Origin of the sequence: Sedimentibacter sp. (assembly GCF_038562225.1) — a bacterium.
Classification (GTDB): Bacteria; Bacillota; Clostridia; order Tissierellales; family Sedimentibacteraceae; genus Sedimentibacter.
Genome location: NZ_JBCFAS010000003.1, coordinates 194,376 through 217,151 on the forward strand (window position 1 = coordinate 194,376; position 22,776 = coordinate 217,151).

General features: G+C 41.9%; 18 protein-coding genes. 16 read left to right on the top strand and 2 right to left on the bottom strand.

The genetic code is table 11. The features are described 5' to 3' along the window. From AAGU76_RS12780 to AAGU76_RS12845, 14 genes are all read left to right on the top strand, one after another. On the top strand, nucleotides 1–993 hold the full coding sequence (locus AAGU76_RS12780; RefSeq protein ID WP_342485895.1) for a lipoate--protein ligase: 993 nt from the start codon (nucleotides 1–3) through the stop codon (nucleotides 991–993). A 262-nt stretch (nucleotides 994–1,255) separates the two neighbouring features. Then, entirely contained in the window at nucleotides 1,256–3,049 is a 1,794-nt protein-coding gene (locus AAGU76_RS12785) for a sigma 54-interacting transcriptional regulator (RefSeq protein ID WP_342485896.1), read from the top strand. Between the two features lie 183 nt (nucleotides 3,050–3,232). Beyond that, complete coding sequence (locus AAGU76_RS12790) at nucleotides 3,233–4,174, top strand: thiamine pyrophosphate-dependent dehydrogenase E1 component subunit alpha (RefSeq protein ID WP_342486304.1); 942 nt, start codon at nucleotides 3,233–3,235, stop codon at nucleotides 4,172–4,174. Further along, nucleotides 4,171–5,148, top strand: coding sequence for an alpha-ketoacid dehydrogenase subunit beta (locus AAGU76_RS12795; RefSeq protein ID WP_342485897.1), 978 nt, complete (start codon nucleotides 4,171–4,173; stop codon nucleotides 5,146–5,148). Before AAGU76_RS12790 ends, AAGU76_RS12795 begins: the two co-directional genes overlap by 4 nt. 18 nt (nucleotides 5,149–5,166) lie before the next feature. Next, nucleotides 5,167–6,408, top strand: coding sequence for a dihydrolipoamide acetyltransferase family protein (locus AAGU76_RS12800; protein ID WP_342485898.1), 1,242 nt, complete (start codon nucleotides 5,167–5,169; stop codon nucleotides 6,406–6,408). Nucleotides 6,409–6,492: 84 nt separating this feature from the next. Continuing rightward, nucleotides 6,493–7,890 carry a dihydrolipoyl dehydrogenase gene (gene lpdA, locus AAGU76_RS12805; protein ID WP_342485899.1) on the top strand — a complete coding sequence of 466 codons (1,398 nt, stop codon included), beginning with the start codon at nucleotides 6,493–6,495 and terminating at the stop codon, nucleotides 7,888–7,890. 82 nt (nucleotides 7,891–7,972) lie between these two features. Beyond that, complete coding sequence (locus tag AAGU76_RS12810) at nucleotides 7,973–8,857, top strand: prephenate dehydrogenase/arogenate dehydrogenase family protein (RefSeq protein WP_342485900.1); 885 nt, start codon at nucleotides 7,973–7,975, stop codon at nucleotides 8,855–8,857. Nucleotides 8,858–8,996: 139 nt separating this feature from the next. Then, a complete protein-coding gene (locus AAGU76_RS12815) occupies nucleotides 8,997–10,931 on the top strand; it encodes a sigma 54-interacting transcriptional regulator (protein ID WP_342485901.1) in 1,935 nt (644 codons plus the stop codon). 222 nt (nucleotides 10,932–11,153) lie between these two features. After that, entirely contained in the window at nucleotides 11,154–12,182 is a 1,029-nt protein-coding gene (locus tag AAGU76_RS12820; RefSeq protein ID WP_342485902.1) for a DctP family TRAP transporter solute-binding subunit, read from the top strand. Nucleotides 12,183–12,259: 77 nt separating this feature from the next. Next, on the top strand, nucleotides 12,260–12,736 hold the full coding sequence (locus AAGU76_RS12825) for a TRAP transporter small permease (protein WP_342485903.1): 477 nt from the start codon (nucleotides 12,260–12,262) through the stop codon (nucleotides 12,734–12,736). A gap of 1 nt (nucleotide 12,737) precedes the next feature. Continuing rightward, nucleotides 12,738–14,021 (top strand): TRAP transporter large permease, encoded by a 1,284-nt coding sequence (locus AAGU76_RS12830; protein WP_342485904.1) that lies wholly within the window; start codon nucleotides 12,738–12,740, stop codon nucleotides 14,019–14,021. Nucleotides 14,022–14,146: 125 nt separating this feature from the next. Beyond that, nucleotides 14,147–14,620, top strand: a complete 474-nt coding sequence (locus tag AAGU76_RS12835) for a PPC domain-containing DNA-binding protein (protein WP_342485905.1) — start codon at nucleotides 14,147–14,149, stop codon at nucleotides 14,618–14,620. 80 nt (nucleotides 14,621–14,700) lie between these two features. Further along, nucleotides 14,701–15,732 carry an L-threonine 3-dehydrogenase gene (gene tdh, locus AAGU76_RS12840; protein WP_342485906.1) on the top strand — a complete coding sequence of 344 codons (1,032 nt, stop codon included), beginning with the start codon at nucleotides 14,701–14,703 and terminating at the stop codon, nucleotides 15,730–15,732. 518 nt (nucleotides 15,733–16,250) lie between these two features. After that, the gene (locus tag AAGU76_RS12845; protein WP_342485907.1) at nucleotides 16,251–17,294 is read left to right on the top strand and encodes a DctP family TRAP transporter solute-binding subunit; all 1,044 of its coding nucleotides are present in this window, start codon (nucleotides 16,251–16,253) and stop codon (nucleotides 17,292–17,294) included. Between the two features lie 70 nt (nucleotides 17,295–17,364). Here the strand turns inward: AAGU76_RS12845 and AAGU76_RS12850 are convergent, their stop codons facing one another. Next, nucleotides 17,365–17,817 carry a universal stress protein gene (locus AAGU76_RS12850; protein WP_342485908.1) on the bottom strand — a complete coding sequence of 151 codons (453 nt, stop codon included), beginning with the start codon at nucleotides 17,815–17,817 and terminating at the stop codon, nucleotides 17,365–17,367. Nucleotides 17,818–17,857: 40 nt separating this feature from the next. Continuing rightward, nucleotides 17,858–18,298, bottom strand: a complete 441-nt coding sequence (locus tag AAGU76_RS12855; protein ID WP_342485909.1) for a universal stress protein — start codon at nucleotides 18,296–18,298, stop codon at nucleotides 17,858–17,860. A gap of 221 nt (nucleotides 18,299–18,519) precedes the next feature. Here AAGU76_RS12855 and AAGU76_RS12860 point away from each other — a divergent pair, with 221 nt between their 5' ends. After that, nucleotides 18,520–20,766 (top strand): UvrD-helicase domain-containing protein, encoded by a 2,247-nt coding sequence (locus AAGU76_RS12860; protein WP_342485910.1) that lies wholly within the window; start codon nucleotides 18,520–18,522, stop codon nucleotides 20,764–20,766. An 11-nt stretch (nucleotides 20,767–20,777) separates the two neighbouring features. After that, the gene (gene ligA / locus AAGU76_RS12865; protein ID WP_342485911.1) at nucleotides 20,778–22,748 is read left to right on the top strand and encodes an NAD-dependent DNA ligase LigA; all 1,971 of its coding nucleotides are present in this window, start codon (nucleotides 20,778–20,780) and stop codon (nucleotides 22,746–22,748) included. Nucleotides 22,749–22,776: the final 28 nt, after the last annotated feature.

Below are 22,776 nucleotides of genomic sequence, written 5' to 3' on the forward strand. Positions count from 1 at the left end.
ATGAAGTTTATAGAAAACAATTCGACAGATCCTCATTATAATCTTGCTTTTGAGGAATATGTGTTTAAATCTTTGGACTCTGAAGAGGACTTTGTTCTTTTGTGGAGAAACGGACCTTCCATAATAGTCGGTAAAAATCAAAATACAGTGGAAGAAATAAACATGGATTTTGTTAAGGAAAACAACATAAATGTTGTTCGAAGGGTAACAGGGGGAGGAGCTGTGTACCACGACCTTGGAAACCTGAATTTCTCTTTCATAGCAAAGGCTAACAGCGGTGAAATGATAGATTTTAAAACTTACAATGTGCCTATCATAAAGGCATTGGAAAAAATAGGAGTGAAGTGCGACCTATCGGGAAGGAATGATCTTGTGATTGACGGAAAAAAATTTTCCGGCATAGCACAAAGCATATCCAAGGGGAGAGTGCTCAATCATGGAACGCTTTTGTTTGATTCTCAGCTGGATGTCCTGTCAAAGGCGCTTAACGTCAAGAGAGACAAGATTGAATCAAAGGGAGTCAAATCCGTAGCCAGCAGGGTAACAAACATAAAGGCATACGTTCAGGAAGATATTGATGTGCTGGAGTTCAAAAACCTTCTTCTTAAAAACATATTCGAATATTTCGACGAGCCCGTGGAATATTACAACCTGTCCCAGGAAGACTTGAAAAATGTCCAGAAAATGGTGGACGAAAGGTACGGCACATGGGATTGGAACTACGGAAGGTCTCCGAAATTCAACTACAAGGGATATAATCGCTTTGCGGGAGGCTGCGTTGAAGCAAGGCTTCAGGTTGAAAACGGCCTGATTGACAACTGCAAGATTTATGGGGATTTTTTCGGAAAAGGAGACGTAGCGGTTCTTGAGGATACACTTAAAGGAGTCAGGTACGATGCTGATGACGTAAAGGCTGCACTGAGCCATGTAGCTGTAGAGGATTATCTCGGAAGAATAACAAAAGACGAATTCCTTCAGTGCTTGTTCGGTTAACTTAATACCTTAATGTACAAATGCTCAGATAACTGCGTTAAATAATTGCGCAGTGCCAAATATTTGAGCATTTTATTGTGCAAAAAATAAGCAGGCTGTTGATGGCGGATTTTTCTATTTTTTCAATTTGGGTTTATTTGAATAAGTTTATGAAAAAAATCCTGCCAAGAAAGTGGCATGAAATTTGCAAATATTATAACGGGTTGCTGTATATTTTTGCGGCACGCGTTAGCATAAAGGGTATCAATTGGAGGATTGGGTAATGAAAATTAATGTTGCGGATTTACATGAACAAATCATAATGACTGTTGAAAACAACAATTGGCTGACTAAATCTGCAGGGCCTATGTTAAAGGAATTCTGCCATCAGTTTCGCAGCAGAAATTTCGTAATCTTGCTTACTGATTTGCTTTCAAGGGTTTTAGCAATTGAAAAAAGCAATGATTCCGAAAAAACAGACGCGCTGATCAGGCACGTTAAATACAATTTACAAGCAGTAAAAACAAATGAATCTATAGACATACAAGTAGCAAATCTCAACAAACATGATTCGTTCGGAAATGAACTGATTTCTGATGAATTCGGACAAATCTGCATAAATTCCCATGATGTAAGCAGTAATTCTGAAAACCATGCATTCATCACAATTGTAGCGTATAAAGAAGAAATGTGTGATGAGTTCAATGCATTTATTTCAATCATAAGCAAAACCATAGGTTCATTGGCTGAAATGAACAGAAAGACAAAAGAACTTGAAAAACAGAACAATTTTCGCGGACTGCTCATAGATGCTTCTTCAGAGGGCATGCTTTCTGTTGATATGAACGGCATTATAACCTTTATTAATCCGGCTGGAATGCGTATATTGAAAATTGAAAAGAATATAATAGGAAAACATATTACGGAAGGTGTGGATTTTGAACCTACCATACTTAATGTGCTGAAGACTCAAAAAGGCTATGTGGACAAGGAATTCAGGCTTAAAAGCAAAAGAGGAACCATACATTTTGTAAAGACTGCCATTATCTTGAGGAATGACAACGGTGAAATGGTCGGAGTGCTGGATATATTCAGAAACATCAAGGAAGTGACATCCATGGTCAACAGAATGATGGGTGCCCAGGCCAAGTATTCCATATTCAACATAATAGGCGAATCTCCTCAGATACAGGAAATAAGAAGAATGATCAAACTTACCGGTTCAAATGAAAAGCCCGTACTCATAGAAGGTGAAAGCGGAACGGGAAAGGACATAATCGCACAAGCAATTCACAACTACAGCACACGGAGCGGGGGACCGTTTGTTATCGTAGACTGCGAATCTCTTCCCAGAAATCTTTTGGAGAGCGAACTTTTCGGATACGAAGAAGGTTCATTTTCCAAACAGCATTCAGGGGGCCGTCCCGGGAAAATGGAACTGGCCAACGGGGGAACGCTGTTTTTAAACAACGTCGGATTTATTCCCCTGGATCTCCAGAGCAAGCTGTGTCACGCCCTTTTGAACAAATGCGTCGTAAGAATCGGAGGGTTCAATGAAATTCCAATTGATGTAAGGATTATATCTACTTCTGGAATCGATCTTAAGGAAATGACCGTTGAAAATAATTTCAGAGAAGATCTTTACGGCGTTTTAAGCACTGTCTGTCTGAAGACTTCTCCTTTAAGGGATAGGGATAAGGACATAGACATAATAGCGAACCAGACGCTGAACCAGTACAACCTTATAAACGGTACATGCAGGAAGTTTTCAGAGGAAGCAAGAACACTGCTACACAACTGGAGCTGGCCGGGGAATGTCAGGGAACTGGAAAGTGTGGTGGAGCATGCCTATTACCTGTCCGAAGGAGAGTGGATTCTTCCGGAACACCTTCACAGCAAGATAACAAGGATAAGCACCAAGATGAAGGAAAACCATGTAATGTCCATAAAGGAAGCCGAGACCATGGCTGTAATGAAGGCCTTGGAGCATACTGGAGGCAATGTTACCCAGGCTGCAAAGATACTGGGGATAGGAAGAAATACTCTCTACGGTAAAATGAAAGAATATAATTTATAATTGTCCTGAATTCGAACATTTTTTGTTCGTTTCATAAATACGAGTTTCCATCTAAATGTTAAAACTTTTTTTGGCACAAATATTGCTAGATATTAGACAAAAGAAAAAAATTGAGAAAGGTGGTATATAATTTTGAAAAAACAAAAATATTCAAAAGAATTGCTTCTAGACTTTTACGAAACGATGGTCAGAATCAGAAAATTTGAAACTAAGTTGACAGAATACTTTACTAAAGGAATGCTGTATGGAAATATTCATACCTCTATAGGACAGGAAGCAGTTGCTACAGGAGTTAACAAGGCTCTGGAAAAAACAGACCTTATAACTGCTACTCACCGAGGACATGGCCAAATAATAGCAAAAGGCGCTGATACAAAAATAATGATGGCAGAGCTGTTTGGAAGAAAAACCGGCTACTGTCAGGGAAAGGGCGGTTCAATGCACGTTGCCGACGTATCCCTTGGAATACTGGGAGCTAACGGTATAGTTGGAGCAGGCATTCCAATAGCTGCAGGCTCAGCTCTCGCTTCAAAGATAAAGGGAACAAAAGAAGTAACGGTAGCAATATTCGGTGATGCTGCATCAAACCAGGGAACATTCCATGAAGCAGTTAACATGGCATCAGCATGGAAATTGCCTTGTGTCTTCCTTTGTGAAAACAACAATTATGGTGTTTCAGTAAACATTCATACTGTAACAAATGTTGAATATATTTCAGACCGTGCAAAGGGATACAACATTCCGGGAGTTGTAGTTGACGGAAATGATCCTGTAGCTGTGTATGAAGCTGTTAAACAGGCTGTTGAATACGCACGCGAAGGAAACGGACCGTCAATAGTTGAATGCATGACATGGAGAATGAGAGGACACTATGAAGGTGACCCTGCTGCATACCGTGACAGGGCAATTACAGACGAATGGGCAAAGAAAGACCCCATAGATACCTTCAGAGTAAGACTGTTGGCTGAAGGTATAGAAGAAATTGAAATAGCTGCCGTAGAAGAAGCAATGGAAAAGGAAATCAACGATGCAATCCAGTTTGCACTGGAATCTCCGTTGCCTGATCCAAGCGAAGTTACAACAGACGTATATTCAAGTGATAATGAGAGGTGTGTTGCAAGATGAAAAAGATAACCATTAGCAAAGCAATTAGCGAAGGTCTACACGAGGAAATGTTAAGAGACGAAAATGTAATAGTTCTCGGAGAAGACATGGCAAAGATGGGAAACGTGTTTGCCATTACTCAGGGATTTCTTGAAGAATTCGGACCGAACAGAGTAATTGATACACCTATAAGTGAATCAGGATTTTTAGGAATGTCTGTGGGAGCAGCCATGAGAGGAATCCGTCCTGTTGCCGAACTTATGTATGTTGACTTCATAGGTGTTTCTTATGACCCTATCATGAACCAGGCTGCAAAGATGAGATACATGACAGGCGGACAGGTTACAGTGCCTATGGTTCTTCGTGCGCCTATGGGTTCAGGAAGAAGAAATGCAGGACAGCACTCATCATGCCTTGAAACATTGTTCACAAATGTTCCGGGACTTAAGGTTGTATGCCCGTCAACTGCAAAGGATGCAAAGGGACTCATAAAAGCTGCAATCCGTGATGACGATCCGGTAGTATTTTTAGAGCACAGACTTCTGTATGCAAAGAAGGAAGAAATTCCTGAAGAAGAATACATTATTCCATTAGGAAAAGCAGATATTAAACGTGAAGGCAAGGATGTTACCGTAATAACTTGGTCACGTCAGGTTTACTTTGCTCTGGAAGCAGCTGAAGAGCTTGCAAAGGAAGGAATAGACGTTGAAGTTCTGGACCTTCGTTCATTGGTGCCCCTTGACTGGGATGCAATCAAAGAATCCGTATGCAAGACACACAATGTTGTTGTTGTTCATGAAGGAGTTAAGAGAAGCGGTTTCGGCGGAGAACTGTCAGCTCAGATAACTGAAGAATTATTTGATGAACTTGATTCTCCTGTTGTTCGTGTGGCAGCATTGAATGTTGTACCTCCGTTTGCACCGACATTGGAAGATGAATTTTTCCCGCATCCGGCTGACATAGTAAAAGCAGTAAAGAAGTTGTTGAACAAGTAGGTTAAGGAGGTCATATAAATGGCAAAAGAAATAATAATGCCTCAGCTTGGTCTGACTATGGAGGAAGGCACCATAGCAAGATGGGTAAAGCAGGTAGGCGATAAGGTGGCAGTAGGCGACGTCCTGGTTGAAATTACAACCGACAAGCTTTCCAGTGAAATAGAAAGCGAAGTAGAAGGCGTTTTATTGAAAATAGTTGCACAGGAAGGCGAAGATATTCCTGTTAAAGGATTAATAGCAATAATAGGAGAAGAAGGCGAACAGGTAGATGCACCGGCAGCACCTGAGGCTCCTGCTGCGAAGGAAGAAGCAGTGCAGGAAGCGGCACCAAAGGCTGCAGCAGCAGTTTCTCAAGCAGCAATTACAGAAGGCGGAAGAGTGAAGGCATCTCCGCTGGCCAAGAAAATAGCGGCAGAACTTGGAGTTGACCTGGCAACAGTGGCAGGTTCAGGACCTAACGGAAGAATAGTTCAAAAAGATGTGCTTTCAGCTGAAACAAAGACTGCCCAGGTACAAGCAGCAGCACCTGAGGTTAAATCAGCACCGGCTCCGGCACCTGTTCAGGCAGCTGTGAGCAAAGACGTTGTTAAACCGCTGACCAACATGCGCAAGGTTATTGCCAAGAGAATGCAGCAAAGCAAGAACACTGCACCTCACGTTACTCTGACTACAGAAGTTAATGTTGACAAGACCATAGCACTGAGAAGCAAACTGAACGCCAAAAATGCAGACGTAAGATTCAGCTACACTGACATTCTGGTTAAAATGTGCGCAACGGCTCTTAGAAACTATCCGAAACTGAACGCATCAATCACAGAAGACAGCATGATACTACATGACAAGGTTAATATAGGAGTGGCTGTAGCCCTTGAAGACGGACTTATCGTTCCTGTTGTTAAGGATGCTGACCGTAAAGGACTGAAGGCTATCACAAAGGAAGCAAAGGACCTTATCAACAAGGCAAGAACCAACACACTTTCGCCTGATGAAATGGCGGGAGCAACATTTACCATCAGTAACCTTGGAAGCTATGACATCGACGGCTTCACACCGGTAATAAACCTGCCGGAAGCAGCTATACTGGGTGTTGGACGCATCGTTAAAAAACCGATTGTAAATGAAAATGATGAAATAGTTCCTGCATCAATGATGGTGCTGAGTTTGTCATTTGACCACAGAGTTGTAGACGGGGCACAGGCTGCTGAATTCCTTAAAGCAATAAAAGGTTACCTTGAGGATCCTGACAACATGTACGTTTAACAAACAGGCCGCAGCAGGCGGCCTGTCCATTTCTAAATAATCAGGAAAGGAAGTGAAATTCAGTGGGCAACCACTGCAAATATCATGAGTGATAAGACAAAGATAGTAGTAATCGGAGGCGGTCCCGGAGGATACGTGGCAGCCATAAGAGCAGCACAACTGGGCGGAGAAGTTACACTGGTTGAAAAGCAGTACCTGGGCGGAACATGTTTGAACGTAGGATGCATTCCCACAAAAGCTCTGCTTCATTCAGCTGACCTGTATGAGGAGTTGAAAGAAAGTGCCAAGTACGGAGTTACGGCAAGCGACGTTAAGGTTGACTTTGCCAAGGTTCAGGAAAGAAAGCAGGCAGTGACAAAACAGCTGGTAAACGGAGTAAAAGGACTGCTTGCAGCCAACAAGGTAAAAGTTGTTTTCGGAGAGGCAGCTTTTGTCAGCAAGGATACCATTGAGGTAAAGACAGAGAAAGGTACTGAAATCATCAAAGCAGACAAGTTCATAGTAGCAACAGGTTCAATTCCTGCTAAACCACCGATTCCGGGAATTGATTCAAAGCAGTGCATCGATTCAACAGGAGCACTGGAGCTTAAGGAAGTTCCAAAGTCAATGGTAATAGTTGGCGGCGGAGTTATCGGAGTTGAAATAGCAACACTGTACAGCACATTGGGATGCAAGGTCGTAATAGTTGAAATGCTCAATGAAATACTTCCTATGATGGACGGCGAGCTCACGAAGATGATTCGCGCCAAGCTTGCAAAAAAAGGCGTTGAAATTTACACGGGAGCAAAAGTAATGTCCTTTAAGGATGCCGGAGACACCGTTGAAGTGAATGTTGAGATGAGTGACAAAAAAGTACAGGTGTTTGCCGGTGAAAAGGCGCTCATATCAATCGGAAGAAGAACAAACACCGAGAAAATAGGCCTTGAAAAGGCAGGAATTGCAAACGACAGAGGCAGAATCACCGTAAACGAAAAAATGGAAACAAGCGTTCCGGGCATTTATGCCATCGGAGACTGCATCGGCCAGATAATGCTTGCTCACATTGCTTCCACACAGGGAGAAGTTGCAGTAGAAAATGCACTTGGACACAACAGTGTTTTTGACAGCAACACCAATCCTTCATGTGTTTATACAAAGCCTGAATTTGCATCTGTTGGATTGACTGAAGAAGCTGCAAAGGCCAAAGGAGTAGATTACATCGTAGGAAAATTCCCGCTGGCAGCAAACGGAAAATCCATGATCATGGGTGAAGACGGCATGGTCAAGATAATAGCAGGCAAGAAATACAAGGAAATTTTGGGAGCGCACATTCTGGGACCCAGAGCTACGGACCTTATAGGCGAGCTGGCTTTGGCAATCGGTCTTGAAGCTACCATAGATGAAGTAATTGCTACAATTCATGCTCACCCGACAGTGGCAGAATCCATTAAGGAAGCAGCATTGGCTGTTGAAAAAAGAGCAATCCACGTACCTAACAGATAAACATTTTGATACGGCATCAGGTGATACACCTGATGCTGTATCCTTAAGATTTTCACAAAATCGAAGAAAAGGAGTTGTTTTTTTGAAGAAGATAGGATTTATCGGAATGGGTATTATGGGACTGCCCATGGCCCTGAACCTGGTGAAAAAAAGCGGGCGCGAAATCATGGGATTTGACGTGGTCGAAGAAAAAAGAGCTATATTTGTAGAGCATGGCGGAATTTCTGTGGACAACACCATGGATATAATCAAAAGCTGCAATGTAATTTTCTTATGCCTGCCAACAAATGATTTGGTTAAATCCACCATTAAGGATATTATCAGCTTCGCAAGGAGCGGGACTGTCATAGTTGATTTAAGCTCAACAGCTCTAAACGTTGTAAGGGAAATGTATTACGAAGCCATGAAGGCTGGCATAAGCCTAATAGATTCGCCTGTAAGCGGCGGAGAAGCAGGAGCAATTGAAGGAACTCTGGCAATCATGTGCGGCGGAGACAAGGAAATATTTGATGAAGTTGAATCGCTTCTGCACTGCGTAGGAGCAAACGTCACATATCTGGGTAAAACCGGCTGCGGTGCTGTTGCAAAGCTGGCCAACAACATGATAGTAGGCTGCAATCTTGCTTCGGTTGGTGAGGCTTTTGCTTTTGCAGTAAAGGCAGGACTTGATCCTGAGGCTTTGTTTTCAGCTATAAAGGATGGCTTTGCAGGAAGTGCGGTATTGAGCTCCAAGGCTCCCAAACTCATTAGCGGCAACTATGAGGCAAGCGCCAGGGTAGCCGTTCACCAGAAGGACCTTAAGAATGCGGTTCAGCTGGCAGGAGAAATGGGAATTGAGATACCCATGTCAAAAATGGTTCTTGATTACATGAATGAACTTGAAGGTGACGGAAGAATAAACGAGGACCATTGTGCTGTTGCAAAGATTTATGAAAAGCGCATGAGTGTAAAGATAAGTAAAAATTAGAAATATTTGTATAAAATTGATGAAAACGCATAGTTATGTAATAAATATTGTTAAAAATCTATTAATATTGACTTGAATTTTCTTTTGGTGTATAATAATTGAGCAATGGAAAATGATTTCACCAAAAGGAGTGATATTTGTGGTAAATTTATTGTCCAAAACTTATGCAGATTATGTAGTAAATGGTCTGAAAAGGTGCGAAGCATTAAAGACGGACAAGGATAGTAATGTGTGTTATTTTAACATATCTGCATTTGATTTGGATTTTCTTCTGTCTGAAAACAGTGATTTATTGAAGCAATCAGAAAAGGTGATGGACAGCCTGTGTGAATACATGGATTCTTTTATTTCGGTCTTTTTGGTAAACAAGGACGGCTACATACTGAAGGAAAGAAAATGTGGCGGCTACAGTCCGGATGCGGGAATCAATCTGCCTTTGGGTGGAAGGTTTAATGAAAAATTCAACGGGAACACTTCCATAAGCACTTCGGTGATTGAAAACAAGCCCATTTGTCTTACGGGTGAAGAGCATTACTGCGATTGCTATCACAACTATACAACCATGAGTGCTCCAATCAAAAGTCAGGATGAAGTAGTTGGGGTTCTGTCTGCTATTGGGCTCAAAGAAAACGCAAGCAGGTATGCCCTGGGCGTCCTGGCCGGTTATGCAAGAACCATCACCGTGGGGTATGAAGCGGAAAAAATAAACAAAGCGATAGCAGAAAAACACAAATGCGAAAGCGCCATAGTTGAAACGCTCACAGACGGTGTGCTTACTGTGGACAAGGACGGATTTGTTACTTTCATGAATCAGGTTGGTGCTGAAATATTGTGTGTTGACAGGGAAAGTTCCATAGGCAGGCACATATCCAATGTTGTTGACTTCAAGCCAGTGGTTCTTGACGTTCTCAAGACAGGCAAGGGCTATATCGATAAAGAATTCCTGCTCACAAACACTGCAGGAAACAAAATACACTTTATTAAGACGGCTGTTCCGATAAAGGACGAAAACGGAAACATAGTCACTGTGGTTGATACCTTCAGGAAGATTAAAAGAGTCAACAAACTGCTCAATGAAATGACAGGTGCATATGCAAATTTCAGCTTTGAGGACATTATCGGTACAAGCAGCAAGCTTCAGGAGTGCATTAACACTGCAAAGGCAGCTGCAAGCAGCCTTTCCAACATTTTAATCACCGGCGAAAGCGGCACGGGAAAGGAACTGATTGCTCATTCCATTCACAATTGCAGTGAAAGAAGAAAGCAGCCTTTCGTGTCCATAAATTGTGGAGCTATACCGAGAGAACTTCTTGAATCAGAACTGTTTGGATATGAGCCCGGTTCGTTTACAGGGGCTTCCACCAAGGGAAGGGTGGGCAAGTTTGAGCTTGCTGACGGAGGAACTATTTTTCTCGATGAGATCGGTGAAATGCCGGTGGACATGCAGGTTAAGCTCTTAAGGGTAATCCAGGACAGGAAGATTACCAGAATAGGCGGAAACAACGTGTTTGACCTGGATGTCAGAATAATTGCGGCCACTAACAAGAACCTTCTGGAACTGTGCAAAAAAGGAATGTTCAGGGAAGACCTGTACTATAGGATAAATGTCCTCCACGTGAATCTTCCGCCGCTGCGGGAGCGAAAGGAAGACATACACGAGCTCATTCACCACTTTATAAACAAAATAAACAACTACCTTCACAAGAATGTCCGAGACATATCAACCGGAGCCATGAAGAAAATCATGAGCTACAGCTGGCCGGGCAACATAAGAGAGCTTGAGAACACCATAGAACGAGCAGTAAACCTGTGTTCAGGGGAGGTAATCACTGAAAGCGAGATATTCAATGACGGCTGGATTACAAACACTTCTGTGCCTGCAGAGGTTTCTTCTGCAGCTGCTTCGGAAACTGTATCCGAAAAGGATATAGAGCCTCTTGAAGTCATGGAGAAGAGAGCAATTGAAAAGGCTCTGCTCGTATCCGGCGGCAACATAACCATAACTGCAAACCTTCTGCAGGTAACCAGAAACACCATATACAACAAGATGAAGAAGTACAATCTTGAAGTGTAAAATAATAGTGCTAAAAAAATTCGCACTGCTAAAAAAATGCACATTCGAGTGCACAAAAAATTAACATTCAATAAAGCGACAGTTTATAAAAACAATTTTTGCAGCTGATATAAAATAAACAATGCTCAATCTGACGGGTTCTGATGATTTGGGTCTAATATTGGCATATCAATTGCATATAATATACGCGTAAATAAAAACATTTTAGGAGGACCAAAAGTAATGAAAAAAATAATATCCCTTATACTTGTAGCAGTATTGGCATTAAGTGTAGGCTTGACAGGATGCTCTTCCAAATCGGAACAGCCAGCCGGAGATAAGCCTGCCGGATCAACAGGGGAAAAAGTAACTTTAAAATTCAGTACAACAACATCTGATACGTCAACATGGACTTTAGGAGCTAAAAAATTCGCTGAAATAGTAAGTGAAAAAACTAATGGCAGAATTGAAGTAAAAGTATACCCTAATGACCAGCTTTCCGGAGGTAACCAATCAAAGGGTATTGAAATGCTTATGTCAGGTTCAACAGATTTGACTTTCCACTCAAACATCATCTACTCTGTAATGGATGAAAGATTCGGAGTTGTAAGCTTACCATTCTTAATTCAGGATACAGAAACTGCTGACAAGCTGCTTGATGGCGAAGCTGGAGAAGCATTAAATAAAATATTGCTTGAAAAGAACATCGTAGGTCTTGGATTTGGTGAAAACGGATTCAGACAGATTACAAACAACAAGAAATCCATAGAATCTCCTGCAGATATGGCAGGTATGAAAATAAGAATTCCTGGAATTAAAATGTTTATCTCTCTGTACAAAGCTTTAGGCGCTGACCCTATAACAATGAACTTCAGCGAAGTATTTACAGCTTTACAGCAGGGAACAATTGACGGCCAGGAAAATCCTACAGACGTTATTTCATCTTCTAAAATCAATGAAGTTCAAAAATATATGACTGTTTGGAATTATGCATACGATTCAATCGTACTTGGTATGAACAAGGATAAGTTTGAAAGCTTCAGCGCAGAAGATCAACAAATCATAAAAGATGCTGCAAAAGAAGCAATTGCTTACCAAAGACAAATCAACAGAGAAAAGGCTGCTACACAGACTCAGCAATTCATTGACGGCGGCATGACAGTTAACACACTTACAGATGAACAAAAAGCAGCATTTAAGGAAGCGGTTCAGTCAGTTTACACAGAGTATGAACCAATAATGGGAAAAGACCTTATAGATGCTTTCAGATAACAGTAATGATTTAAAAATTTTTTTCTAAGTCTTCGGACTTAGAAAAAAATTTTAATTATAGGTAAACGGAGGTAGCAATGAAAAAGTTTTTCAATGATTTTGAGAATTACATCATGGCTTTCGGACTGACAGTAATGACTTTTATCACGGTTATAAATGTAATTTCAAGAAAGTTCCTGGGATTGTCAATGTCTTTCTTAGAGGAATTAACCACATCAATGTTCATTCTCATAACATTGCTGGGATCAGCAGCAGCAGCAAAAAGAGGCGGTCACTTGGGCTTAGGCGTATTGACCGATTTATTGCCCAAGAAGTTACAGAAATACGTATCATTAATAACTTGGGCAGCAGCGGCATTTTTCTCGTTTTTCATGATTAAGTATGGCTTGGTAATGGTTAAAGGCGAAATATTGATGGGCATCAAAACACCATCCCTTGGATGGCCGGAGTGGTGGTTTGGAATGTTCTTGCCTGTAGGCGGATTCTTCATACTCATAAGATTTACTCAATGGACTATTAACATATTTTTAAACTCAAAAAAGGAGGTAAAGTAAAATGAATGTAGCTGCATTATTATTTGCTTCCTTTGCCGGATTTTTACTTTTAAACGTGCCTATAGCTCTTAGCCTTGGTGTATCATCTCTTATTGCAATGCTGGTATCAGGGTTGCCTCTGGACATGTTCCCCATGCAGATATACGCAAACATAGGCAAGTTTACGCTCCTGGCAATTCCATTCTTCATGCTTGCAGGAAACACCATGGAAAAAGCCGGAATATCAGACAAGCTGATTAATCTTGCCAACAAGTTTGTTGGACACAAGACAGGTGGTCTTGCCATAGTAGGCGTTGTAACATCATGTTTCTTTGCAGCAATTTCAGGTTCCGGACCTGCAACTGTTGCTTCACTGGGAGTAATTATTATTCCGGCGATGATTAATTCAGGTTATTCAAAAGGCATGTCTTCAGCTCTTATGGCTACTGCCGGTGGTATAGGAGTTATTATTCCTCCGAGCATACCGTTCGTTGTTTACGGTGCAATTGCCGGAGTTTCAATAGGCAAGATATTCATGGCAGGTATTGTTCCTGGTTTGCTTATGGGTACAGCGCTGATAATCGCCAGCCTCATGATGTCTAAGAAAATGGATATCGATCCTCAGCCGAAGGCTTCCGCTAAAGAGAGAGCAGCGGCTTTCAAGGATGCAATCTGGGGTCTGATGATGCCTATAATTATACTGGGAGGAATTTACGGAGGATTCTTCACACCTACCGAAGCTGCTGCTGTTGCAGCCGTATACGGTATACTGGTAGGTATGTTCGTTTACAGAAAGATTGGATTGAAAGATTTGTACAATCTAATGGTTGAATCTGCAATTGGTTCTGCAATAGTAATGTTCATAGTTGCTGCTGCCAGCTTGTTCGCATGGTTCTGCACAACAGAAGGTATTTCAGACATGGCCAGCGATCTGCTTCTGGCTGTATCAGGAAGCAAGTACGTATTCCTGTTAATAGTAAATATCATACTTTTAATTGCAGGATGCTTCCTGGATGCTACTTCAGCTCTTTACATCTTTACACCTATAATGCTTCCTGTTGCTACTGCTCTGGGATACGATCCGATCGCTCTGGGCGTTGTAATGACAGTAAACCTTGCTATAGGAATGATTACACCTCCTGTTGGAGTAAACCTTTATGTTGCCTGCGGTGTATCAAAAATCAGTCTTGGACAGATTTCAAAGGCAGTTGTGCCATACCTGATTGCATCGTTGATAGTGTTGTTCCTGATCACATATGTGCCTGGAATAATCACATTCCTGCCTAACATGATGGGAATAAAATAATAAGATTGATGTATCCGTCTCAGGCTGGACGATTCTTCTGAGCTCAGGTTCAGACCGGAACTTGTCAGCGGCTTGAGATGGATTTAATAATCATCTTTAATTTTAAAACGAGGAGATATAAATAAATGAATGTCAGGGAACATACAAAAGAAGCAGGTATCAAAAGAGTAATAGTCGGAAGAATTCCAAGAGGAGAAGATCTTTTGACAGCTATCAAAGAAATCTGCATGGAGTACGGAATTAAGAACGGTTACATAACAAGTCTCCTGGGAAGCCTGGACACAGGAAGGTTCATCTATGCCATACCTGAAGAAAAAGCACAGATAGGTTTTGTATACAGCAAAAACACAGATGTGGAAGGACCGTTGGAACTACTGGCTGGACAAGGCCTCATAGGAACTGAAGACAGCGGAGAATTGTCCATTCACCTTCATATGCTGGTAAGCGACAAATACATGAGAGTGTTCGGAGGACATTTTGTTGAAGGCGGAAACAGAGTTGCAGCTACAGCAGAAATTGTCATTCATGAAATTGAAAATGCAGAGTACAAGAGACAGTTTGACGAGCAGACAGGATTTAAACTGTTTAAGATAAAATAAACAACATTTAATCAAGTGCAGTTTAAGTTTGAAAAGGAATAGCTGGTATAGCTGATTCTAAATCAATTAAGGAGAAAGTTATGAAAGCAGTAGTGAAGGAAAACCAGGGCAAAGGAGCAGTATTGAAGGATGTTGACATGCCCCTTCTTGAAGAAGGCGAAGTACTTATAAAAATCAAGGCTGCAGCCATCTGTGGAACAGACCAGCACATCTATAACTGGAACAGCTGGGCTCAGAACAACAACATCGGCCTTCCCACTATACTGGGACATGAATGCAGCGCTGAAGTTGTTGAAGTGGGACCCGGAGTCAAGACTCTGAAGGTGGGAGACTATGTGGCATGCGATACTCACATACCCTGCGGACATTGCTACCAGTGCAAGAACGGTGAACAGCACATCTGTCAGAATTTAAAGCTGTACGGAGTTCATACAAACGGTTGTTTTGCTGAATATTCCAAAATCCCGGCAGTGTGTGCGGTAAAAATTCCTGAAACAATAAGCCCCAATGTAGGCGCAGTGCTTGAGCCGCTGGGTACGGCCGTAAGGTCCTGTGTTGAAGTGCAGGCTTCAGGAAAGAACGTCGCAGTCATCGGATGCGGTCCCATAGGTCTCATGGCCGTAAACACAGCCAAGGCTTTTGGAGCGGCAAATGTCTACGCAATCGACATAAACGAATACAGACTGGGAATAGCAAAGGAACTTGGTGCTACAGAAATAATAAACTCCTCGCTGGAAAACTCTGCAGACAGACTTAAGGAACTTACAAACGGTGTGGGAGTTGATGCTTTTATAGACGCATCAGGAAGCACCATAGCAATTCTGGATGGATTTAAAGGCCTCAGAAAAGGCGGTATGGTAGCTCTTATAGGACTTCCCTCAAGACCATTGGAAATAGATTTGGGTTCACAGGTTATTTTCAAGGAAGCAAAAATAATAGGCATCCACGGCAGAAGAATGTTTGAAACATGGACTGTCATGTCCAATCTTCTGGATAAGAAGCTTATAAATATTGATCCAGTAATAACTCATGTTCTAAAGCTTGAAGAATTTGAAGAAGGATTTGACATTTCCGAAAAGGGTATAGGCGGCAAGGTAATTTTGGTTCCATAATAATTAGTATTATTTCCAAGATGAAGGGGGAGAATCCTCAGAGGATTCTCCGCTGCATCAAATAAAAGTTATTCGAAATGTTTAATATTTAAACAACAATATGCTCAAAAAATTAGCATGTGCTAAAATTTTTAGCACAAAAAATGTTAATATAATTAGAAATATGTTGAAATACATGGATTTTAGTTGTTGGCACGCATTTTGCAAACATTTTCTAAATATAATTGACGTTGTGGCCGTCCTTTATTGTAGTCCACGTAAAAAGAAAACGATTGCCATGCACTCGGATTCAAATTGATCAAATATTCATTTGAACATCCGATCAGCTAAGCTTCAGGACAGTATTTGTCAGGTGGCGTAATGCCAGCAAAACGCAGGAAATCGAATTCACAGCCGCTATTTACTGAATATATTCCCTATATGGGATTAAATAGAAAGGAGAACAAATCAAGCAATATAAAACTGTTTTTGATTAGTGAGATAATATTGAAAAAATGATAATCTGGGAGGATATGAGAATGAAAAAAATATTATCACTTATTTTGGTAGCAGCTTTAGTTTTAAGCATTGGATTAACCGGATGTTCATCAAAGCCGGCAGAAAAACCTGCAGCAGATAAACCTGCAGCAGAAGCACCTAAGGTAGAAAAACAAACTTTAAAAATGAGCGTTACGGCTTCTGACACATCAACCTGGGCAAAAGGTGCAGCCAAATTTGCTGAAATCGTTGCCGAGAAAACAAACGGACAAATTGAAATTAAGATATACCCCAATGATCAGCTTTCAGGCGGAAACCAAAGCAAGGGTATAGAAATGCTCATGTCAGGTTCAACTGACTTAACATTCCACTCCAACATCATCTACTCAGTAATGGATGAAAGATTCGGAGTTGTAAGTTTGCCTTTCTTAATTCCTGACGTTGAAACAGCAGATAAGATAATAGATGGAGCCGGTGGCGAAGCTTTAAACAAAATATTGCTTGAAAAAAACATAGTTGGACTGGGATTCGGACAAAATGGTTTCAGACAGCTTACAAACAATGTAAGACCGGTTGAAACCCCTCAGGATATTGCAGGTATGAAACTGAGAATACCTGGAATCAAAATGTTTATATCTCTCTTTAAAGCATTAGGTGCTGACCCGATAACCATGAACTTTGGAGAGGTTTTCACAGCGTTGCAGCAGGGAACAATCGACGGACAGGAAAATCCTCTTGATACAATAGCATCATCCAAAATTAATGAAGTTCAGAAATACATTACAATTTGGAACTATTCATACGACGTTATAATCCTTGGTATGAACAAGGACAAATTTGAAAGTTTTGATGCTGCAACTCAGCAGATATTGATGGATGCGGCAAAAGAAGCATGCTTGTACCAGAGACAAATAACAAGGGAACTGGATTCAGTTCATTTAAAGAATTTTGCTGACGGCGGAGTAAAGGTAAACGAACTTACACCGGAACAAATGGGAGTGTTCAGAGACAAGGTTCAGTCAGTATATACAGAGTATGAACCAATAATGGGCAAAGAACTGATGGACATATTCAGACAACAATAACCATAAAATACCCCAAAATACCCCAAACAGAACAAATAAAAATAAGTCCATTCCCAGGACTTATTTTTATTTATACGTTTATGACCATTACAGGGCAGGGTGCTGATGAGATTACCTTCTGGGTAACAGAACCTACAAAGAACCTTTCAATCTTTGAAAAACCACGCCTACCAATAACTATGAAATCAAACTTCTCCTCAGCTGCAATCTTAACAATTTCTTCAGCCGGAACGCCTACAACAACCTTTTTGACCACCTTCAGGTTTTCAGTGTCAAGATTTCTTACCATGATGTCAAGCATGCGCCCTTCCTCGTAGATAAGCTGCTTAAGCATGTTCTTGCGGTTTGCAATGAACGCGTTTTCTACTGCCATACCGAAGTATGAATATTTGTCTTCCGTCGGAAGGTTAGCCACTGTTATGAACGTCATTTCGGCATCAATCATCTTTCCGATGGAGACTGCCTTTTCTGCTGCTTTTTTTGAAGCTTCGGACCCGTCGATGGGGACGAGAATCTTTTTCATAATACCACCTCTCTTATTGCATTTGTCTATATTTAACAGTTTATTCGTGAACGACCAGGACCGGACAGGAGGCATCGGACACTACCCTGTATGCCACAGAGCCCAGAAAGAAACGTTTAACTTTTGTAAATCCTCTTTGTCCGATAACTATCATGTCGTAGTTGCCTTCTTGAGCTTCTTTTAATATTTCTTCATAGGCAACGCCGGCTAGGACTTTCTTTCCGACTTCAACGTCTGAACAGTCAAGTCCGCTGATTATGGAGTCGAGCATTTTTTTTTCGGTCTCATTCATCTTTTCCTTCAGCTTTTTCATGTCGGGATCTATGAGCACCCCGAATTTGTTGTACTTTGAAATGTCTGGTTCCAATGTGACGGTTATGAACATCACGCTGGATTGAAATTTTCTGGCTATTTCCAATGCTTTTGCTGCCGCTTTCTGAGAAGCGGCTGAACCGTCAACAGGGACTAATAATTTTTTCATGGCCTCCTCCTATGATATAAAAGATTGCTTATAATACTTATACCGTAATTTATTTGCCGTAAACAAAATTGTTCATGAATATGTTAAATTTTTGTATTTCTGTGGACAACTTCACCAAAAATAAGCAAGATTTATGAAGAACCGCAAAAAGAAATGAATTGAGGGACGTCCATTACTGTGATATAATTTATAAGCTAAGCAATATTTAAGGCGGAGGAAAAATGGAATTATTAAATACATTAAACGATAAGCAAAGAGAAGCTGCAGCTCACGATAAGGGGCCGATTCTGGTGATTGCAGGAGCCGGCACAGGTAAGACAAGGGTTCTGACACACAGAATTGCATATCTGATAGGAACAAACAAAGCATTGCCCTGGGAGATTCTTGCCATAACCTTCACCAACAAGGCTGCCAATGAAATGAAAGAAAGAATATCCCGTCTCATCGACTATTCGGTAGACAGGATGTGGATCGGAACATTTCACTCCGTTTGTGTGCGAATACTTAGAAAAGACATAGACAGAATTGGATACGACAGCAATTTCATCATTTACGATACAAACGATCAGAAAATTCTTATAAAGGACTGCATCAAGGAACTTGATCTTGATGTGAAAAAATACAACTCAAGCACCATAAAGGCCATCATAAGCAACGAAAAGAACAAGCGCGTCAATCCTGACAAGTTCATTTCTGAGCACTACGGAAGTTTTTACCACCGAAATGTGGGAGAAGTCTACCAGCTGTACGAAAAGAAGCTCAAGACAGCCAACGCCCTTGATTTTGACGATCTTTTAATTAAGGCGCTGGAACTTCTTGAACGGGAGGAAGACATTCGGGAAAGCTACAGAGAGCGATTCAAGTACATACTTGTAGACGAGTACCAGGATACAAACAATGTTCAGTACAATCTGGTTAAGATTCTGGGAATGAAGAAAAACGGCGACAACAACGTGTTTGTGGTGGGTGACGAGGACCAGTCAATCTATGGCTGGAGAGGAGCCGATATAAACAACATCCTCAATTTCGAAAAGGATTTTGAAGGTGCCAAAACCGTCAAACTTGAAAAGAATTACCGCTCCACCAGCGTTATTTTAAGTGCAGCCAATGGAGTAATTAAAAATAACTGCCAGAGAAAAGGCAAAAACTTGTACACGGACCTTGCAGAGGGATGCCTCATAAGAATTTTCGAGACTGACAATGAAAAGGACGAGGCCTTCACAGTTGCAGCCGCCATGCGGAAAGAAAACAGGGAAAACAATGTGAGCTATTCGGAAATGGCCGTCCTGTACAGGACCAACGCCCAGTCAAGAGCGCTGGAGGAAGGTCTCTTGCGCGAAGGCATACCCTACAAGATCGTCGGAGGACTGAAGTTCTACGAAAGAAAAGAAATCAAGGATATTGTAGCCTATCTGATGCTCATATACAACCAGAAGGACGGGCTTAGCTTTGACAGGATAATCAATGTACCTAAACGAAAGATAGGCGCCAGGACACTGGAAACCATAACCGAATATTCAAACGAAAAGTCCATATCCAAGTTTGAAGCATGTTTTGATGCTTCTGAGCTGGGGCTCACACCGTCTGCTTCCAGGAGCATAGAAGAATTTGTAACCATGATGGAAACGCTCATGATTAAAAAGGATGTCATGCCTGTTTCCCAGTTCATTCAGGCAGCACTGGAAGACACAGGATACAAATCCATGCTGGCAGAGGATGATACGGTTGAAGGCAGGAGCCGCATTGAAAACGTGGATGAATTCCTCTCTGCAGCCAAGGACTTTGAGGAACGATACGAGGAAAACAGCCTGGAGGATTTTCTGGCTCACGTTTCGCTTTTGGCCGATGTGGACAAGACAGACGAAAAAAGTGACTGCGTTACACTCATGACCGTTCACAGCGCCAAAGGTCTGGAATACGACACGGTGTTCATAACGGGACTTGAAGAAGGAACATTCCCCATAATCCACCAGGATGAGGAGAGTGAAGACAGCCTTGAGGAAGAAAGAAGGCTATTCTATGTAGCCATCACCAGGTCCAAAAGGAAGCTGTTCATCACCCATGCAAACGACAGGATGCGTTTCGGGAGCCATGAAATGAAGGCGCGGTCAAGGTTTTTGAAAGAAATTCCAAGGGAATGCATTGAAGAGGACAATCCGCTGGCATTTGCAGCCAGAAAGATTGAAGCCATGGAAAAGAGTGACCAAAACGCAGGCAGAAAGATGCCGTCCTTTGTTAAGGACACATTTTTCAAGGGAGGATCATCTTACCAGGAACCTGAAAAGAAGCCGAAGCTCAAGTCAGACAGCATACAGGCAGGCGACAGGATAATGCACAAGGCTTGGGGAGAAGGCACCGTAGTGCAGCTGAAGATGGACGGAAGCGAAACAATTGCAGTTATCGCTTTTGAAAATAAAGGAATAAAAAATGTTATTTTAGGCTATGCTCCAATTGAGAAAATACAATAGAAGGGTGAAGTATGGATACACTTTTGCTCATGAAAGAAAAAATAAAGCTGCTTAACGAAGCCAGCAAGGCATATTACCAGGAAAACAGGGAAATAATGTCAAACTTTGAATATGACAAACTTTATGACGAGCTTGTGCAGCTGGAAAATGAAACAGGAACCGTGCTGTCCAACAGTCCCACCATTCATGTGGGCTACGAGCTTCTTTCAAATCTTCCCAAGGAGCGCCATGAAAAACCAATGCTGTCGCTGGACAAGACAAAGGATGTCTCCGTGCTGAAGGATTGGATAGGGAACAAGGAAGGCGTGCTTTCCTGGAAGCTAGACGGCCTTACGATAGTAATGACCTACGAGGGCGGAAAACTGACAAAAGCCGTTACCAGAGGCAACGGGGAAATTGGCGAGGTTGTTACGAACAACGCCAGAGTGTTTGTGAACGTTCCGTTGTCCATACCGTTCAAGGGAAGGCTTATTATCAGAGGAGAAGCAGTCATCACCTACAGGGACTTCGAAAAAATAAACAGCGGCATAGAGGATGCCGACGCCAGGTACAAGAACCCCAGGAACCTTTGCAGCGGTTCCGTAAGGCAGCTTAACAATAAGGTTACGGCAGATAGGAATGTTCGCTTCTACGCCTTTTCAATGGTTGCTTCGGAAGGAGCGGACAGATCAGATTCCAGGATTGAACAAATGAACTGGCTTAAGAACCAGGGCTTTTCGGTTGTGGATTTCAGGAAGGTGAACCAGGAAAGTCTTGAGGAAAATGTCCAGTGGTTCGCGGAACATGTGCAGGAAAATGATGTTCCATCGGACGGACTGGTTCTCACCTACGATGACATTGCTTACGGTGAATCACTGGGCAATACAGCGAAATTTCCAAGAGATTCCATAGCATTTAAGTGGCAGGATGAGCTGAAGGAAACAAAACTGCTTGAAATAGAGTGGAGCGCTTCAAGGACCGGTCTCATAAATCCTATCGCGGTGTTTGAGCCGGTTGAACTTGAAGGAACAACCGTAAGCCGTGCAAGCGTCCATAACCTGAGCATAATGGAGGGGTTGGAGCTTGGCATCGGGGACACTATCAGGGTGTATAAGGCCAACATGATAATTCCTCAGATTTCCGAAAATCTGACCAGGAGCGGAAATGTTCAGGTACCTGAAGCGTGCCCTGTCTGCGGCGGAGAAACAAGAATAAGGAACGAAAATGACATAAAGACGCTGTACTGCATGAACGATGAGTGCCTTGCAAAGCAGATAAAATCCTTCACTCACTTTGTGGGCAGAGATGCCATAAACATAGAGGGACTTTCGGAAGCCACTCTGGAAAAGCTCATTGCAAAGGGGCTCATAAAAGAACTGGCAGATATTTTTCACGTGGAGAAATTCAAGGATGAAATTGTAGAGATGGAAGGCTTCGGCGAAAAGTCATTCCAGAATCTGGCCGATTCAATTAACAAAGCTAGAAAAACAACTGTCTCAAGGCTTTTGTACAGCCTTGGAATACCCAACGTCGGTGTTTCCACTGCCAAGCTTATCAGCAGGAAGTTCCAAAACAGCTGGAGCCATATTCAGGGAGCAGCATTTGAGGAACTGACCGGCATAAGCGGCATTGGCGATGTAATGGCAAATGCCTATGTAAGCTTCTTCAGGGACCCCAAAAAGAAAGTGATAGTAGAAGATTTGCTCAGGGAAGTCGAGTTTGAGGAAGAACAATCAAACACAGCCAAGCAGATATTTGAAAGTGTGAATTTTGTAATAACGGGTTCCGTGGAACAGTTCAAAAACAGGGATGAATTGAAAGAAGAGATCGAAAAAAGAGGCGGAAAAGTCACCGGAAGCGTGACCAGCAAGACAAACTATCTCATAAACAACGACAACCTTTCAAACTCATCCAAAAACAAGAAAGCTAAGGAACTGGGAATCATGATAATAACCGAAAACCAGTTCATTGAGTGGATGAACAACGGAATAAAGACTGAATAAGAAAAAAAGCTTTATGATTAGATTCATC

Excerpts from the sequence above, each read along its gene's own strand:
- AAGU76_RS12780 (WP_342485895.1), top strand. The coding sequence starts at position 1 with ATGAAGTTTATAGAAAACAATTCGACAGATCCTCATTATAATCTTGCT.
- AAGU76_RS12785 (WP_342485896.1), top strand. The coding sequence starts at position 1,256 with ATGAAAATTAATGTTGCGGATTTACATGAACAAATCATAATGACTGTT.
- AAGU76_RS12790 (WP_342486304.1), top strand. The coding sequence starts at position 3,233 with ATGGTCAGAATCAGAAAATTTGAAACTAAGTTGACAGAATACTTTACT.
- AAGU76_RS12795 (WP_342485897.1), top strand. The coding sequence starts at position 4,171 with ATGAAAAAGATAACCATTAGCAAAGCAATTAGCGAAGGTCTACACGAG.
- AAGU76_RS12800 (WP_342485898.1), top strand. The coding sequence starts at position 5,167 with ATGGCAAAAGAAATAATAATGCCTCAGCTTGGTCTGACTATGGAGGAA.
- lpdA (WP_342485899.1), top strand. The coding sequence starts at position 6,493 with ATGAGTGATAAGACAAAGATAGTAGTAATCGGAGGCGGTCCCGGAGGA.
- AAGU76_RS12820 (WP_342485902.1), top strand. The coding sequence starts at position 11,154 with ATGAAAAAAATAATATCCCTTATACTTGTAGCAGTATTGGCATTAAGT.
- AAGU76_RS12825 (WP_342485903.1), top strand. The coding sequence starts at position 12,260 with ATGAAAAAGTTTTTCAATGATTTTGAGAATTACATCATGGCTTTCGGA.
- AAGU76_RS12830 (WP_342485904.1), top strand. The coding sequence starts at position 12,738 with ATGAATGTAGCTGCATTATTATTTGCTTCCTTTGCCGGATTTTTACTT.
- AAGU76_RS12835 (WP_342485905.1), top strand. The coding sequence starts at position 14,147 with ATGAATGTCAGGGAACATACAAAAGAAGCAGGTATCAAAAGAGTAATA.
- tdh (WP_342485906.1), top strand. The coding sequence starts at position 14,701 with ATGAAAGCAGTAGTGAAGGAAAACCAGGGCAAAGGAGCAGTATTGAAG.
- AAGU76_RS12845 (WP_342485907.1), top strand. The coding sequence starts at position 16,251 with ATGAAAAAAATATTATCACTTATTTTGGTAGCAGCTTTAGTTTTAAGC.
- AAGU76_RS12850 (WP_342485908.1), bottom strand. The coding sequence starts at position 17,817 with ATGAAAAAGATTCTCGTCCCCATCGACGGGTCCGAAGCTTCAAAAAAA.
- AAGU76_RS12855 (WP_342485909.1), bottom strand. The coding sequence starts at position 18,298 with ATGAAAAAATTATTAGTCCCTGTTGACGGTTCAGCCGCTTCTCAGAAA.
- AAGU76_RS12860 (WP_342485910.1), top strand. The coding sequence starts at position 18,520 with ATGGAATTATTAAATACATTAAACGATAAGCAAAGAGAAGCTGCAGCT.
- ligA (WP_342485911.1), top strand. The coding sequence starts at position 20,778 with ATGGATACACTTTTGCTCATGAAAGAAAAAATAAAGCTGCTTAACGAA.